This window comes from Cupriavidus cauae, from assembly GCF_026210475.1.
GTDB classification, from domain to species: domain Bacteria; phylum Pseudomonadota; class Gammaproteobacteria; order Burkholderiales; family Burkholderiaceae; genus Cupriavidus; species Cupriavidus cauae.
In genome coordinates this window covers 1,466,357-1,483,747 of record NZ_CP080294.1, presented here as the reverse complement: position 1 = coordinate 1,483,747, position 17,391 = coordinate 1,466,357, and the positions used below count along the sequence as shown (strand labels likewise).

The window sequence follows — 17,391 nt, the reverse complement described above, 5'->3', positions numbered from 1 at the left end:
ACGACGAAGACGACGAAGAAGCAAGCGACATCGGGGGACTCACAGCGGCGGCAGCGGCTTCGAGATCTTGCGCGGGCGCCGACGGCGCGAAGACGACGAAGAAGACGAAGACGAAGACGAGGACGAGGACGAGGACGAGGACGACCGCGACGACGACCCGGCATGATCGGCCATGCCGAAGCGCGCGATCTCCGCGACGCGATCTGCCGGCGGCTCGTCCACCGGCACCGACATGCCAACGCCCTCGCTGGCGCCCTCGCCCTCCGGCCCCGCGGCCCGTTCGAGCTCGGCCAGCATCCGCGCGATGCGGTCGGCGAGCTTCTCGGTGCTCAACTTCTCGCGCAGGAATTCGACGATCAGCGGAAACGACAGCGGCGTCGGCCGCTTCAGCACGCGCAGATCCAGCCGCAGCCCCGCCAGCCGGTCCAGCGTGCGCGACAGCCGCGCGGCATCCAGTTCCTGGTTCAGGACCTCGCGCTCGGCCTGGCCCAGCAGCAGGTTCCCGGGGTCGTGCTTGCGGAAGACCTCGTAGAACAGGCTCGACGAGGCCTGCAACTGGCGCGCGCTCTTGTGCGCGCCGGGATAGCCCTGGAACACCAGCCCCGACACCCGTGCGATCTCGCGAAAGCGCCGCAGCGACAGCTCGCCGGCGTTGAGGCTGGCCAGCACGTCGGCGACCAGATCGCGCTGCCGCTCCTGCGCCAGCACCAGCGGCAGCCAGTGCGCCCAGTCGAGCGGCGCGGCCGACAGCAGCTCCAGCCCGTAGTCGTTGACCGCGACCGAGATCGTGGTCGGCAATTGCGAGCCGAGCCGCCATGCCAGCAGGCTGCCCAGGCCCAGATGCACCGAGCGGCCGGCAAACGGATACAGGAACAGATGCGAGCCCTCGCGCGAGCGCAACGTCTCGGCCAGCAGCGTGGTGCGCGTCGGCAGCGCCGACCAGCGCTGCTGCAGATCGACCAGCGGCTGGATCAGCGGCAGCTCCGGCGTCTGCGCGGGATCGAGCTTGCCGGCGGCGGCGTCCTCGAGCGTGGCGACCACCGCGTCGGCCAGTTCCGTCGACAGCGGCATGCGCCCGCCATTCCAGCGGGGTACCACGGGGCGTCCTTTGTCGGCGCGGCGGACGTAGGCGGTCATCTCCTGCACGCGCACCAGCTCCAGCAGCCGGCCGCCGAACAGGAAGCAGTCGCCCGGCGACAGCCGCGCGATAAAGCCCTCCTCGACCGTGCCGAGCGACGTGCCGCCACGCCCCGCGCGGCTCCAGTAGCGCACCTGCATGGTCGCATCGCTGACGATGGTGCCGACGCTCATCCGATGACGCCGCGCGAGGCGAACGTCCGGCACGCGCCAGACCCCGTGCTCGTCGGGCTGCACGCGCCGGTAGTCCGGATAGGCCGACAGGCTGCTGCCGCCCTGCCGCACGAAGTCCAGGCACCACTGCCACTCGGCGTCGGTCAGCGTGCGATAGGCATAGGCGCCGCGCACTTCGTCGAGCAGCGAGTCGGGAACGAAGCCCCCGCCCAGCGCGACCGTGACCAGATGCTGGACCAGCACGTCGAGCGGCTTGTCCGGCGACTCGCGCGCTTCGATGCGTCCGGCCATGACCGCATGGCGTGCCGCCACCGCTTCGACCAGTTCGAGGCTGTGGGTCGGCACGATGGTCACCCGCGACGGCCGGCCCGGCGCATGGCCCGAGCGACCCGCACGCTGCAGCAGCCGCGCCACGCCCTTCGGCGAGCCGACCTGCAGCACGCGCTCGACCGGCAGGAAATCGACGCCCAGATCGAGGCTGGAGGTGCAGACCACCGCCTTCAGCGTGCCGGTCTTCAGTCCCGCCTCGACCCAATCGCGCACGTCGCGGTCGAGCGAGCCGTGATGCAGCGCCAGCTGTCCCGCCCAGTCCGGCCGCGCCTCGAGCAGCGCCAGATACCAGCGCTCGGCCTGCGAGCGGGTGTTCAGGAAGACCAGCGTGGTGCTGCTGCCATCGATCTCGCGCACCACATGCGGCAGCATCGACAGGCCCAGATGCCCCGCCCACGGAAAGCGCCCCGCCGCATCGGGCAGCAGCGTATCGACGATCAGCTGCTTGGGGATCTTGCCTCGCACCAGCTCGCGCCGCTCGGCCGGCGTGCCCGACAGCAGCACCTCGCTGGCATGTTCGAGATTGCCGAGCGTGGCCGACAAACCCCAGACCACCAGCTCGGGACACCAGCGGCGCAGCCGTGCCAGCGCCAGCTGCACCTGCACGCCGCGCTTGTTGCCGATCAGCTCGTGCCATTCGTCGACCACCACCATGCGCACGCGGCCCAGCGCTTCCTTGGCATCGGCGCGTGTCAGCAGCAGCGACAGGCTCTCCGGCGTGGTCACCAGCGCGGTCGGCAGCCGTCGTGCTTGCGCGGCGCGCTCGCTGCTGCCGGTGTCGCCGGTGCGCAGGCCGACGGTCCAGTTCAGTCCGAGATCGGCCAGCGGCGCCTGCAGGGCACGCGCGGTATCTGCGGCGAGCGCGCGCATCGGCGTCAGCCACAGCACGGTCAACGGCGGTGCAATGGAAGACTGCGCCGCCGGCTCGCCATGGCGCAGCAGCGCGCCGAGCCAGGCCGCGTAGGTCTTGCCGGTGCCGGTGGTCGCATGCACGAGGCCGCTGCGGCCGGCGGCGATCGCCTGCCACACCTGGCGCTGGAACGGAAACGGCTGCCAGCCGCGTTGCGCGAACCATTGCGGCAGCACCTGCGCCAGCAGCGCCGGGGTCGAGGCCAGCGCATCCGCGGCGCGCGCGCTCATGCGGCCTCCCCGCGCTTGCCGCGTTTGCCGCGGTCGTCGCGCTGATTGCGCTGATCTCGCTGATCGCGTTCATCACGCTCGGCACGTTCGGCACGTTCGGCGCGTTCGGCGCGTTCGCCGCGCTCTGCGGAGGGCAGCATGCCCTGCAGCGTCTGCAGCGTGTCGGCCTCCTCGATGGTCTTGTCGGTACGCCAGCGCAGCATGCGCGGAAAGCGCACCGCGATGCCGCTCTTGTGGCGGCTGCTGCGGGCGATGCCCTCGAAGCCCAGCTCGAACACCTGGGTCGGCTCGACGCTGCGCACCGGCCCGAAGGTCTCGATGGTGGTCCGCCGCACGATCGCATCGACCTGCCGCATCTCCTGGTCGGTCAGGCCCGAGTAGGCCTTGGCGAACGGCACCAGCACCCGGCCCTCGGTGCCCGGGGGCGCGCTCCATACCGCGAAGGTGAAGTCGGTGTACAGGCTGGCGCGACGGCCGTGGCCGCGCTGCGCGTAGATCAGCACCGCATCGACCGCGTACGGATCGATCTTCCATTTCCACCAGACGCCGACATCCTTGGTCCGGCCCGCGCCGTAGGCGGCATCGAGCGCCTTCAGCATGAAGCCCTCGACGCCGAGCTCGCGCGACGATTCGCGCAGCACCGCGTACCCTGGCCAGTCGTCCGCCTGCACCAGGGGACTCGCCCGCAGCGCCGGATGCCGATGCACGGCGAGCACGCTCTCGAGCGCGATACGGCGCTCGCCCTGCGCCCGCCGGCGCCAGTCCTCGCCCTGCCATTCGAGCAGGTCGTAGGCGAGCAGCACCGCCGGTGCGTCGCGCAGCAGCTTCGCGCCCAGGTTCTTGCGGCCGATGCGCTGCTGCAGCAAGGCGAACGGCTGCACCCGCTCGTCGCGCCAGACCACGATCTCGCCGTCGATCACGGTGCCGTCCGGCAACGGCGCGGCGGCCTCGGCCAGTTCGGGGAAGCGCTCGGTGATCAGGTCCTCGCCGCGCGACCAGATCCAGGTCTGGCCATCGCGCCGCACGATCTGTGCGCGGATGCCGTCCCACTTCCATTCGACCTGCCATTGCGAGACCGGACCGAGCACCGCGTCGAACTGTTCCAGCGGCGCCTGCAGCGGATGGGCCAGAAAGAACGGATACGGCTGCCCGCCTCGGCTGCGCGGGACGTTGGTCCCATCGCCGGCGCCCTCGACGTGCTCGCCGTGCTCGCCGCCACCGTCGGGGGCGATCAGCGCCAGATAGTGCTCGGCATCGGGCCGCGCCGAGATATCGGTGTAGCCGACCATCCGTTCGGCCACGCGCTTCGGATCGATGCCGGCCACCTCGCCGAGCGCGCGGGTGACCAGCAGCCGCGAAACGCCGACGCGGAAGGCGCCGGTGATCAGCTTGAACAGCACCAGCCGCGCCTGCGCGTCGAGCGGCCGCCATAGTGCATCGAGCCTGGGCAGCAGGACGTCGGGCGGCAGGCCACGCAATGGCAGCAGCCGCTGTTCGACCCACTCCGCCAGGCCCGCGTCGTCGGCATGCTCGGACTCGGGCAGCAGCAAGGCGATGGTCTCGGCCAGGTCGCCGACGGCCTGGTAGCTCTCCTCGAACAGCCAGGTCGGCAGCCGCGCCGCCTGCTCGGCCAGCGTGCGCAGCATCGCCACCGGCACCATCTGGCGCGGCTTGCCGCCAGCGAGGAAATAGACCGCCCAGGCGGCATCGGCCGGCGGCGCGGCCTGCAGGTAGGCGCGCAGCGCCGCGAGCTTCGCGTTGTTCGAGGTGGTGGCGTCGAGCGCGGCGTACAGCTCGGCGAAGGCCTTCATGATGCGTCCCGCGGGTCGATGGCGGAGGGGATGGCCGGGCCGGCCTTGTCATCGGTCGGCCCAGCCGCGGCCGCGGCGGGGGCCGAGGCAGCGGCGTCGGTCTTGGCGTCGGCCAGCGCATCCACCTCTGCCAAGGCCTCGCTGTCCGGCTCGTCGCGGTCGTGGTCTTCCTCGTCGCCGTACTGCGTCTCGAAGCCCTGCGCCTGCAGCCCGCGCTCGCACAGATAGCGCACCATCGCGTGCACATAGCCATGGGTGACGAACACGCGCTCGGCCCCGGTCGCCTCGATCGCCGCATGCAGGCCGGGCCAGTCGGCATGATCGGAGATCACGAAACCGCGATCGACGCCGCGCCGCCGGCGCGTGCCGCGAATGCGCATCCATCCGCTGGCGAAGGCCTGCGAGGCATCGCCGAAGCGGCGCAGCCACGGCGAGCGCTGCGCCGACGGCGGCGCGATCACCAGCGCCTGGCGCAGCAACGGACTGCGCGGCGGCAACTCGGAGGCATGCACCGTCTCCGGCAACGCCACGCCGGCCGCCGCATAGGCCCGGTTCAGCGCCGTCATCGCGCCATGCTCGACGATCGGCCCCGGCAGCCCCGCTTCGCCGGCCTGCGTCATCAGCCCATGCAGGATGCGCTGCGCCTTGCCGAAGGCGTAGCAGTACAGCACGCTGGCCCGCCCCTGTTCGGCATTGGCGCGCCACCACGACAGGATCTGCGTCATCAGCTCGGCCTGCGACTGCCAGCGATAGATCGGCAGGCCGAAGGTGCTCTCGGTGATGAAGGTATCGCAGCGAACCGGCTCGAACGGTGCGCAGGTGCCGTCGTGCGCGAGCTTGTAGTCGCCCGATGCGACCCACACCTGGCCGCCGTATTCGAGCCGGACCTGGGCCGAGCCCAGCACGTGTCCGGCCGGATGCAGGCTGATGCGAACGCCGTTGTGCACCACGGCCTCGCCATAGTCGAGGCTGTCCAGATGGATATCGGGCAGGCGCGACAGCAGCACGCCGCGCCCCGGCGCCGCGCACAGATAGCGGCCGCTGCCGGCGCGGGCATGGTCGGAATGGGCGTGCGTGATGACGGCCCGCGCGACGGGGCGCCACGGGTCGATATGGAAGTCGCCCGGCGGGCAGTACAGGCCCTCGGGCCGCGCTACGACAAGGTCCATGGAAGGCGGACTCCGGCTGCGATGGCGTGGCCGATGGGTCCATCGGCAGGCACATCGATACAACGATGGTATGCCAGCGGCCGCCGCCGGCCCATCGGGCTTAGGCCGACGCGGCGCGGCGCCAAATTGCGGGGGCACGCTTCTTGCCGCTATGGACCGAAGTGGACACGGACGCCGCCTTCCCGCAAGACCCGCGGCGCGGCGGCGAGCGCTTTTTTTACCGCCTGCCGCAAAAGCTACAAGGTCGTGCCGGTCCGCTTCCGTATCGACGCGTTCGCATCGACGCATCGACGCATCGACGTAGCAACTTCCCTGTGCAACGAGGACCGCAAGATGAACCGCAATACGTCCCCCGACGCCAATCATCCCCTGACGGGCAAGCGCATCGCCTTCCTCGTCACCGACCTGTTCGAGCAGGTCGAACTGACCGGCCCGCGCCAGGCCTTGCAGCAGGCCGGCGCCGAAACCGTGATCGTTGCCCCGCACGATGGCGAGGTACAGGGCGCCCAGCACGACAAGAAGGCCGACCGCTTCGGCGTGCAGGCGACGCTGGCCGACGCCCATCCCGACGACTTCGACGGCGTGGTGCTGCCCGGCGGCACCATGAACGCCGATGCGCTGCGCATGGACCCCGCGGCGCAGCGCTTCGTCAAGAAGATGCAGGACGACGGCAAGCCGATCGCGGTGATCTGCCATGGCCCGTGGCTGCTGGTATCCGCGGGGCTGGTCAAGGGCCGCACGCTGACCAGCTGGCCCTCGCTGGCCGACGATATCCGCAACGCGGGCGGCGAATGGGTCGACCGCGAGGTCGTGCGCGACGGCAACTGGGTCAGCAGCCGCAAGCCGGACGATATCCCCGCGTTCAACCAGGAGATCGTCGCGCTGTTCGCCGAGCTGGGCAAACGCACCGCGCAGGGCAGCGAAGCCCGCGCCGGCCAGGCCTGATCGCCCCGGCACACGGCCATGCAGACTCGTATCGCCATCAACGCGACCGGCGATCTCGCGAACGCGCATGACGCGGCCACCGAACTGGCGGTGCGCTGCGGCTTCGGCGAAATCGCCACCGAGCGGCTCGGCCGCGCGGCGGTCGCGGCGGCCACCGGCATGCTGGATCACGCCGGCGGCGGCGTGCTGCATCTGCGGCCGCTGCAGGAGGAGGTAACGGGGGCCGCCGCGCCGCAGGTCGAGATCCTGGCCGTCGACCGGCCCCGTTCCGCCAAAGCGTCCGATGTGTCCGATGTGTCCGATACCTCCGATGCGTCCGATACGCCCGATGCGTCCGATACGCCCGATGGGTCCGATCGGCCCGATGCCCCGCGCGGCGGGGATGGCAGTCACGGACGCGCCCGCGCGGCCGGCAGGCTGGCCGAGCTGTATGAACTGGTGACCGCGCTGGACCGCTACGACAGCCCCGCCGGCTCGGTGATTCGCATGACGCTGTCCCCGGCCGATCGCCCCGGCCCGGTGTCTCTGCCGGCCGTGGCGGTGGGCGTGGTGTGGGCGCCGGCCGACGGCGATGCCGCGCCGGGCGGACTCAACATCCATTCGGCACGAGGGCTGTCGACCGTGGTGCTGGGCCTGGGACGCGGCGCCGAAGCGGCGCGCCGGGTCGCCGCGCTGCAGGGCTTCGGCGCGCAGATGCAGCAGATCGACCGCGTCCGCGCCACGCTGCCCGGGGGCGGCGACATGGCGCTGGCGGCCGCCCAGATCGAAGCGCATGCGGGCCACGTGCGCGTAGCGGGCGCAGGCCGCTTCTGCGCCTGCGTGGTGGAACCCGGCACCCCTGGAGCCGATGCGGCCGATGGCGCCACCACGGTCTCGGTACAGCCGTTGCTGCGCCACAGGGGGGCCCTCGTCGACGGCGGCGCGATGGTGCGCGGACCGCTGGCGCAGGCCCAGGCCGGCTGGCCGCCGCATGCGCTGCTGGTGCTGCATGACGACGGCCTGTCGTGGCCGTGGGCGCTGGAGACCTATCCGGGCCTGCTGGACTGCCATCCGGCCATCGTGGCCGCCGTGCTGCATCGCGATTACTGCCGTCAGCCCGGCCATGGCTGCGTGCTGGTGTGCCGCCGCAGCGCGGAATGCGCCACGCCCGCGCCTTCCCGCACCGCGCTGCCGGCCGCCGCCGCCACGCGCGCCGCGCCGGCCTTGGCCGCCGCCAATCGAGACGGAGAACAAGACGAAAGCCGGCCCGCCGCGGATGGAGACGGCAGCCGCCCCGTTGCGGCCGCACGGCGCCCGGCCGGCACTACCCGCCGGCGGCGCAGTGCTCGCAATCCCGGCGCGGGACGGCCGGCCGCCTGAGCCGGATCGCGCGGCACCGCTTCGGATACTTTCTGCCAGCGCGGCACTGTAGTTTTTACAGGCCACATTTCGGTGCTTGTCATTTCGGCAAGCGGCGTTCCTGCCGCAATCGCGCGCCATGCCTTGCGGGGCAAGGCAGGCTCCGCGGGCGCGTCGGTGCTTGTCCGACGCGGCGGTATATTGGCACGCGCTTCGCATCAGTGCCCGGACTGTCCTCTTTCGACGAGCCCATCCGTGCGCATCTGCCAGATCGATCCGAACTTTGTCCACCAGGCCAATGACGGCGCCCTCGGGGCCCTGGCCCGGGCCAAGGCGCTCGGCTTCGATCATGTGCTGCTGGCAGGCGCCTCTCCGCTGCATACCCCGCCCGAGACGCTGGCCGCGATGGCCGCCCACTGCCGGGCCCAAGGGCTGGGCTGCCTGCTGGAGCTGGCGCTGGACCGCTATCCCGACGGCGCGGCGCCGATCGATCCGGGCTGGCGGCACGACGGCGCGATGCCCGATCCCCGCGACACCGACAACCATCTGCCCGGGGCCCGCCTGCGCTGGCACGACGAAGGCGCCGCCGCGGCGCTGGTGTCCTGGTGGACCGAACGGCTGCAGGGCCTGGCCGAGCTAGATATCGCCGGCTATGTGTGCCGCGCGCCGGCCCGCGTGGCGGGGCGGCACTGGGGCAAGCTGATCGCGGCTTTGAAGGGTGCGGGCGCAGGCGGCAAGCACGGCGAGGCGCGCCGTCCGCCGATGATGCTGGCCTGGACGCCCGGTACCAGCCCGGCGCAACTGGCCGATCTGGCCGGCGGCGGCTCTGGCGGCGGCTCCGGTGCAAGCTTTGACGGCGCCTTCTGCTCGTTGCCGTGGTGGGACTACCGCAGCCCCTGGCTGGCCGAGGAAATCGCCCGGCTGCGTCCCTTCGGGGCGGTGCTGGCCGCGCCCGCGATGCAGGCGCGCGGCCTCGACGCGCTGGCGGCGCGGCGCGCGCTGTGGACCGCGGCAGCGCTTGGCGACGGCATCCTGGTGCCCGCCGGCTTCGAATGCGGCGGCGGCGACTGCGACGACGACCCGCCTCGCGATCAGGCCCGCGATCAAGGCCGCGGCCAAGCCGCCGACCAATCCCGCGACCGGCACGGCGGCCGCGATGGCGACGCGGATCCTGAACTCAGCTACGACCTGTCGCACGAGCTGATCCATGCCAACGCCTGGATCGCCGCGCGCGGTCCGGCCCCGGCGCTGGCGGTGCGCCAGCTGAGCGGCGCCGATGGCGCGCTGGTCGCGCTGGCGCGGCTGCCGATGCCCGCCGCCGGCGCGCCGCTGCCGCTGGCCATCGTCATCAATCCCGATTTGCAGCAGCCGGCCAGCCTCGGCGCCGACCGCATCCTCAGCGCGCTGCCGCATGGTGCGGGCACCCTGCTGGCGGCCGATGGCGGACCTGGCGGTGGCGTCGAGCCCGGCACGCTGCTCGATGCGCTGGACAACATCACGCTGGCCCCGGCAGGCGTGCAGTTGTTCCATGCCGCCCCGTCGGCGGCGCTGGCCGAGCCGGCCCGGCGCGAGGGCAAGCGCTTCGGCGCCTCGGTGCGCGCCGCGCTCGAACGCAGCGTCGCCGCGGCCGTGCAGGCGCCGCGCATCGCCATCGAGAACGTCGCGCCGGCCTGCGACAACGGCCGCTTCGCGGTGCGCCGCGTAACCGGCGAGCGGGTGGAAGTCAGCGCCGATATCTGGATGGACGGCCACGACAAGCTCGCCGCCGTGGTGCTGTGGCGCGGTCCCGGCGAGGAAAGCTGGCACGAGGCGCCGATGGTGCCGACCGTCAACGACCGCTGGGTCGGCAGCTTCGCGCTGACCGCGCTGGGCCGGCACGAATTCACCGTGGAGGCGTGGCAAGATGCCTTCGCCACCTGGTGCGACGAGGTCACCAAGAAGAAGCAGGCCGGCGTCGACGTGACGCTGGAAATCGAGGAAGGCGCGCGCCTGGTCGCCAATACGCTGCGGCACGGGCGGACCGGCGAGCGCGAGGCATCGCGCGCGCTGCGAGAGGTGGTAGCCGAGCTCGAGGCCGCGGCGAAGGACGACCTGCGCCGGCTCGAGATCCTGCTGTCGCCGCACACCCGCACGCTGATGCAGGCGGCCGATCCGCGCCACTTCTCCACGCGCCACCCCGTCGCGATGCCGGTCGAGGCCGACCGGCTGGCGGCGCGCTTTGCCAGCTGGTACGAACTGTTTCCGCGCTCGCAGAGCGGCGACGCCGAGCGCCACGGCACCTTCGACGACGTGATCGAACGGCTGCCGGCGATCCGCGCGATGGGCTTCGACGTGCTGTATTTCCCGCCGATCCATCCGATCGGCCGTGCCAACCGCAAGGGCCGCAACAACAGCCTGCGCGCCGCGCCCGACGATCCGGGCAGCCCGTATGCGATCGGCTCGGCCGAGGGCGGCCACGACGCGATCCACCCGCAGCTGGGCACCATCGAGGATTTCCGCCGGCTGCGCGCGGCCAGCGCCGCGGCGGGACTGGAGCTGGCGCTCGATTTCGCGATCCAGTGTTCGCCCGACCATCCCTGGCTGCGCGAGCATCCCGAATGGTTCGCGCACCGGCCCGACGGCTCGCTGCGCTATGCGGAAAATCCGCCGAAGAAGTACGAGGACATCGTCAACGTCGACTTCTACGCCAAGGGCGGCGCCGCGCCCGCGCTGTGGATCGCGCTGCGCGACGTCGTGATGTTCTGGGTCAACGAGGGCGTGCGCATCTTCCGCGTCGACAACCCGCACACCAAGCCGCTGCCGTTCTGGGAATGGATGATCGCCAACGTGCGCGAGCGCCATCCCGACACCATCTTCCTGGCCGAGGCCTTCACGCGGCCCAAGATGATGGCGCGGCTGGCCAAGCTGGGCTTCAGCCAGTCGTACACCTACTTCACCTGGCGCAACCACAAGCGCGAGCTGATCGAGTACATGACGGAGCTGACGCGCACGCCGCTGCGCGAATACTTCCGCCCCCACTTCTTCGTCAACACGCCGGACATCAATCCCTACTTCCTGCACGACTCGGGACGGCCGGGCTTCCTGATCCGCGCCGCGCTGGCGACGCTGCTGTCCGGGCTCTGGGGCATGTACAACGGCTTCGAGCTGTGCGAGGGCACGCCGCTGGTGGTCAACGGCGTGACCAAGGAGGAGTATCTCGATTCGGAGAAGTACCAGCTGCGCGCCTGGGACTGGAACCGGCCCGGCAATATCGTTGCCGAGATCACGCGGCTGAACCAGATCCGCGCCAGCCATCCGGCGCTGCAGAACCACCTGGGCCTGCGCTTCCTGCATGCGAGCGACGATGCGGTGCTGTACTTCGCGCGTTACGTCCCCACTTCGCACGATGCGGACGCGGCCTTCGGCGACGACGTGCTGCTGGTGGCGATCAACCTGGACCCGCGCACGGTGCGCGAGGCCGATATCGAACTGCCGCTGTGGGAATGGGGCCTGCCCGATCACGGCGCGCTGGCCGCCGAGGATCTGATGCACGGCCACCGCTTCCAGTGGCAGGGCAAGCATCAGCGCATCCGGCTCGATCCGCACGCGCTGCCGTTCGCCCTGTGGCACGTCAAGCCACGACGCGAGGAGTCTGCATGAAGCGCCTCTCCGAGCGCGGCAGCACCGCGCTGCTCAACGCCGATCCGCTCTGGTACAAGGACGCGGTCATCTACCAGCTGCACCTCAAATCGTTCTACGACGCCAATGGCGACGGCGTCGGCGACTTCGCCGGGCTGCTGGCCAAGCTGGACTATCTGGTCAGCCTCGGCGTCGACACGATCTGGCTGCTGCCCTTCTATCCCTCGCCGCGCCGCGACGATGGCTACGACATCGCGGACTACCGCAACGTCCATCCGGAATACGGCACGCTGGCCGAAGTGCGCCGTTTCATCGCCGCCGCGCATGCGCGGGGGCTGCGCGTGATCACCGAGCTGGTGATCAACCACACCTCCGACCAGCATCCGTGGTTCCAGCGCGCACGCCACGCCAAGCCGGGCTCGGCCGCGCGCAACTACTACGTCTGGTCCGACACCGACCAGGCCTACAGCGGCACGCGCATCATCTTCTGCGATACCGAGAAGTCGAACTGGAGCTGGGACCCGGTGGCCGGGGCGTACTTCTGGCACCGCTTCTATTCGCACCAGCCGGACCTGAACTTCGACAATCCGCTGGTGCTGCGCGACGTGCTGTCGGTGATGCGGTTCTGGCTCGACATGGGCATCGACGGGCTGCGGCTCGACGCCGTGCCGTATCTGGTCGAGCGCGAGGGCACCAGCAACGAGAACCTGCCCGAGACCCATGCGGTGATCCGCCAGATCCGCAAGCATCTGGACGACCACTACCAGGGCAGGCTGCTGCTGGCCGAGGCCAATATGTGGCCCGAGGACGCGCAGCAGTACTTCGGCGGCACGCCCGCCACAGGCGAGCGGCCCGCGCACGGCGACGAATGCCACATGGCGTTCCACTTCCCGCTGATGCCGCGCATGTACATGGCGATCGCACGGGAAGACCGCTTCCCGATCACCGACATCATCCGCCAGACGCCGGAAATTCCGCCGAACTGCCAGTGGGCGATCTTCCTGCGCAACCATGACGAGCTGACGCTGGAGATGGTGACCAGCAGCGAGCGCGACTATCTGTGGGAGGTCTATGCCTCGGACCGCCGCGCCCGCATCAACCTGGGCATCCGCCGCCGGCTGGCGCCGCTGATGGAGCGCGACCGCCGCCGCATCGAGCTGATGAACAGCCTGCTGTTCTCGATGCCCGGCACGCCGGTGATCTACTACGGCGACGAGATCGGCATGGGCGACAACATCCATCTGGGCGACCGCGACGGCGTGCGCACGCCGATGCAGTGGTCGCCCGACCGCAACGGCGGCTTTTCGCATGCCGATCCGGAAAGGCTGGTGCTGCCGCCGCTGCAGGGCCCGCTGTACGGCTACGAGGCGGTCAATGTCGAGGCGCAGTCGCGCGATACCCATTCGCTGCTGAACTGGATGCGCCGCATGCTGGCGCTGCGGCGCCAGCACCGCGCCTTCGGCCGCGGCAGCTTCCGCTTCCTGTTCCCCGGCAACCGGAAAATCCTCGCCTATCTGCGCGAATACGAGGGTGAGCACATTCTTTGCGTGGCCAATCTGTCGCGCGCGCCGCAGGCGGTCGAACTGGACCTGTCCGAGTTCGAGGGCCGGGTGCCGGTCGAGATGCTCGGCGCGACCCCGTTCCCGGCAATCGGCCAGTTGACCTATCTGCTGACGCTGCCGCCCTATGGCTTCTACTGGTTCGTGCTATCCACCGAGGCGCAGCCGCCGTCCTGGCACGTCGACGCTCCGCAGCAGATGCCCGAGCTGATCACGCTGATCATGCAAAACACCGCGCAAGCCGACCTGACCGAAGCGTCGCGTCGCATCCTGTCCAACGAGGTGCTGCCGGACTACATCGCGCGGCGCCGCTGGTTCGGCGCCAAGAGCGAGAAGATCCAGGGCGTCACGATCGCCTACGCGGTGCCGTTCGGCGCCGCCGCGCCCGGCGAGGCGATGTATCTGTCCGAGGTCGAGGTCGCGCTGCAGGGACGCAGCGAGTGCTATCAACTGCCCGTCAGCGTGCTGTGGGACCACGACGCGCCCGGCGCCAGCGTCCCCCAACTGGCGCACGGACTGGCGATGGCGCGCGTGCGCCGCGGCAGCCGCGTCGGGCTGGCCACCGACGGTTTCGTGGTCGAGCGCTTCGCGCGTGAGGTCGTCAAGGCCCTGCGCGCCGGCACCGAGATCGCCACGCCGCGCGGGCAGATCCACTTCCGCGGCGGACCGGGACTGGCCGCGCTGGCGCTGGAGGACGATCCGATCCAGTGGATGTCCGCCGAGCAATCGAACAGCTCGCTGTCGTTCAACAACTCGGCGGTGCTCAAGCTGGTGCGGCGCGTCTCCGGCGGCATCCATCCGGAAGGCGAGATGACGCGCTACCTGACCGAGCAGGGCTACGCCAATGCGGCCGCACTGCTCGGCGAAGTGGTGCGCACCGGCGCGGACGGCACGCCGCACACGCTGATGCTGCTGCAGGGCTACATCCTGAACCAGGGCGACGGCTGGAACTGGACGCTCGACTACATCGGCCGCGCCATCGACGATGCGCTGCCGATGGAGAACGAGAACGGCGACGACGAGTTCACCGAGGCGATGCACGGCTTTGCCGCCATGGCGGCGACGCTGGGCCGGCGCCTGGCCGAGCTGCACGCGGTGCTGGCGCGGCCGAGCGAGGACGAGGCCTTCACGCCCGTGCCGGCCGGCGACGCGCAGGTGCGCGAGTGGACCGACGACGCGATGGCCGCGCTGGACACCGCGCTGCAGCTGATGAGCGCCGGCGCCGGCCAGCCGCCGCAGGGCGCGATCGGCGAGCGCTACCGCGCGGACGTGCAGGCGGTGCTCGACAGCCGCGAGCGGCTGCCCGAGCTGGTCGCCTCGCTCGCCGCGGCGGCGCCGGGCAGCCTGCAGACGCGCATTCACGGCGACCTGCATCTGGGCCAGGTGCTGATCGCGCAGAACGACACCTACATCATCGACTTCGAGGGCGAGCCGGGCCTGCCGCTGGCCTACCGGCGCCGCAAGACCTCGCCGCTGCGCGATGTCGCGGGCATCCTGCGCTCGTTCGACTATGCCGCGGCCACGGTCGGCACCGATCGCAGCGAGCGCACCCATTCGGCGCTGCCACCGGCGCAGGCCGAGCGGCGCGAAGGCCTGCTGGAGCGCTTCCGCCAGACCGCGACCGACGCCTTCCTCGGCGGCTACCGCGAGGTCGCCGACACCGCGCTGCACCCGTGGGCAAGCGCGGCACAGCTGCAGCCGCTGCTCGACCTGTTCCTGCTCGAGCGCGCCGCCTACGAGGTCAAGTACGAGGCCGACAACCGGGTGACCTGGATCGACCTGCCGGTGCACGGCCTCGCTCGGCTGATCCGCACGCTGACGGGCATGCCCGGCGGCACCGCCGCGGCGCCGCCGGCCTCGCCGCCCCCCGCCCCACACGTCTGAGACGCAACCATGGCCACCATGACTTCCTCCGGCCCCGCGTCGACGCGGGGCCCGCACGGACACTCCGGGCACGCCGAACACGCCGCCGTGCAATTCGAGGCGCTGCTCGATGCGCGCCACGCCGACCCGTTCTCGCTGCTCGGGCCGCACCGCGAAGGCGACCGTACGGTGGTGCGCGCCTGCCTGCCCGGCGCGCAGTCCGTCGCGCTGGCCGACACCCTGGGCAATGCCATCGGGCCGATGCAGTGCATCCACGCCGGCGGCATCTTCGCCGGCACGCTGCCCGACAAGCTGGGCCGGCGCGACTACCGGCTCGATATCACCTGGCCCGACGGCACCCGCCAGTTGAGCGCCGACCCGTATTCGTTCGACCTGCTGCTCGGCGAGCTGGACCTGCACCTGATCGGCGAGGGCCGGCATTTCGAACTGGGCCGCTGCCTGGGCGCGCAATGGATGATGGTCGACGGCATCGAGGGCGTGCGCTTCGCGGTGTGGGCGCCCAACGCCAGCCGCGTCTCGGTGATCGGCGACTTCAACGGCTGGCATCCGGCGCGCCATCCGATGCGGCTGCGCTACGGCGTCGGCGTGTGGGAGCTGTTCGTGCCGGCCGGGCTCGGTGTGCAGCCCGGCAGCCGCTACAAGTACGACCTCAGCGACGCGCACGGCCACCCGCTGCCCGACAAGGCCGACCCGCTGGCGCTCGCCACCGAGCTGCCGCCGGGCACCGCTTCGGTGGTGACGCAGGCCGGCGTGTCGGCGCCGCCGTTCGGCTGGACCGACCAGGCCTGGATGAGCCGCCGCTCCAGCCAGGACCCGTATTCCACGCCGATGTCGGTCTACGAGGTGCATGCCGGCTCGTGGCTGCGCGAGGTCAATGATCCCGCGCGCGGCTGGGAGATCCTGGGCGAGCGCCTGATCCCCTATGTACGCGACCTCGGCTTTACCCATATCGAGCTGCTGCCGATCACCGAGCATCCGTTCGGCGGCTCGTGGGGCTACCAGCCGCTGTCGCTGTTCGCGCCGACCGCGCGCTTCGGGCCGCCGCAGGCCTTCGCCGCCTTCGTCGACCGCTGCCACGAGGCCGGCATCGGCGTGATCCTCGACTGGGTGCCGGCGCACTTCCCGACCGATCCGCACGGGCTGGCCGAGTTCGACGGCACCGCGCTGTACGAGCACCAGGACCCGCGCGAGGGCTTCCACCAGGACTGGAACACGCTGATCTACAACCTCGGCCGCAACGAGGTGCGCGGCTTCCTGCTGGCAAGCGCGCTGCACTGGTTGCGCGAGTTCCATATCGACGGGCTGCGCGTCGACGCGGTCGCCTCGATGCTGTACCGCGACTACAGCCGCAAGGCCGGGCAGTGGGTGCCGAACCGCTTCGGCGGCCGGGAGAACCTGGAGGCGGTGTCGTTCCTGCGCGAGCTCAATACGGTGGTGCGTGAACGCTGCCACGGCGCGATGACGATCGCCGAGGAATCGACCGCCTGGCCGGGCGTGACCGCGCCCGTCGACAGCGGCGGACTGGGCTTCACCTTCAAGTGGAACATGGGCTGGATGCACGACACGCTGCGCTATCTGTCGCACGATCCGGTGCACCGCGCCTGGCACCACCAGGACATGACCTTCGGCATGGTCTACGCGTGGTCCGAGGCCTTCGTGCTGCCGCTATCGCACGACGAGGTCGTGCACGGCAAGGGCTCGCTGATCGGCAAGGCGCCGGGCGACCACTGGCAGAAGCTGGCGAACCTGCGCGCGTATTTCGGCTTCATGTGGACCCACCCCGGCAAGAAGCTGCTGTTCATGGGCGGCGAGCTGGCGCAATGGCACGAATGGAATCACGAGAGCGAGCTCGACTGGGCGCTGCTGGATCATCCCGACCATCGCGGCATGCAGATGCTGATCCGCGACCTGAACCGCGCCTATCGCGAGCTGCCCGCACTGCACGCCTGCGACCACCATCCCGGCGGCTTCAGCTGGGTGATCGGCGACGACAGCCATAACAGCGTGTTTGCCTATCTGCGCCGCGCCGCCCCCGACAGCGACGACGTGGTGCTGGCGGTGATCAACATGACGCCGGTGCCGCGGCCGGGCTACCGGCTCGGCGTGCCACGTGCCGGACGCTGGCAGGAGATCATCAATACCGATGCCGCGTGCTATGGCGGCAGCAATGTCGGCAACGGCGGCGAGCTGTTCGCGGAAGCCGTGCCCTCGCACGGGCTGCCCGCGTCGCTGTCGCTGACGCTGCCGCCGCTGGCGATGCTGCTGCTGCGCCATCTGCCCGACTAG

General features: G+C 70.8%; 7 protein-coding genes and 1 pseudogene. 5 read left to right on the top strand and 3 right to left on the bottom strand.

Features of this window, described 5'->3' with window-relative positions:
* Nucleotides 1-39: 39 nt before the first annotated feature.
* The 3 genes and pseudogenes from KZ686_RS21880 to KZ686_RS21870 form a co-directional block, all read right to left on the bottom strand.
* On the bottom strand, nt 40-2,781 hold the full coding sequence (locus KZ686_RS21880) for a ligase-associated DNA damage response DEXH box helicase (RefSeq protein WP_265633652.1): 2,742 nt from the start codon (nt 2,779-2,781) through the stop codon (nt 40-42).
* Nucleotides 2,782-2,909: 128 nt separating this feature from the next.
* Nucleotides 2,910-4,592, bottom strand: a pseudogene (locus KZ686_RS21875) (ATP-dependent DNA ligase); the annotation flags it as partial.
* Entirely contained in the window at nt 4,589-5,761 is a 1,173-nt protein-coding gene (locus KZ686_RS21870; RefSeq protein ID WP_265633649.1) for a ligase-associated DNA damage response exonuclease, read from the bottom strand. The gene KZ686_RS21870 and the pseudogene KZ686_RS21875, both read right to left, overlap by 4 nt.
* A gap of 333 nt (nt 5,762-6,094) precedes the next feature.
* On the opposite strand from KZ686_RS21870, the gene KZ686_RS21865 reads away from it, so the two are divergent.
* The 5 genes from KZ686_RS21865 to glgB all read left to right on the top strand — a co-directional run bounded on the left by KZ686_RS21865 (nt 6,095) and on the right by glgB (nt 17,391).
* Complete coding sequence (locus KZ686_RS21865; protein WP_149316293.1) at nt 6,095-6,706, top strand: type 1 glutamine amidotransferase domain-containing protein; 612 nt, start codon at nt 6,095-6,097, stop codon at nt 6,704-6,706.
* An 18-nt stretch (nt 6,707-6,724) separates the two neighbouring features.
* Nucleotides 6,725-8,065: an ATP-binding protein gene (locus KZ686_RS21860; protein WP_265633648.1), complete on the top strand. Its 1,341-nt coding sequence runs from the start codon at nt 6,725-6,727 to the stop codon at nt 8,063-8,065.
* Between the two features lie 234 nt (nt 8,066-8,299).
* The gene (locus tag KZ686_RS21855; protein ID WP_265633647.1) at nt 8,300-11,683 is read left to right on the top strand and encodes an alpha-1,4-glucan--maltose-1-phosphate maltosyltransferase; all 3,384 of its coding nucleotides are present in this window, start codon (nt 8,300-8,302) and stop codon (nt 11,681-11,683) included.
* A complete protein-coding gene (gene treS / locus KZ686_RS21850; protein ID WP_226106176.1) occupies nt 11,680-15,105 on the top strand; it encodes a maltose alpha-D-glucosyltransferase in 3,426 nt (1,141 codons plus the stop codon). The genes KZ686_RS21855 and treS overlap by 4 nt, the downstream gene beginning before the upstream one ends.
* Before the next feature lie 9 nt (nt 15,106-15,114).
* On the top strand, nt 15,115-17,391 hold the full coding sequence (gene glgB / locus KZ686_RS21845; protein ID WP_265633646.1) for a 1,4-alpha-glucan branching protein GlgB: 2,277 nt from the start codon (nt 15,115-15,117) through the stop codon (nt 17,389-17,391).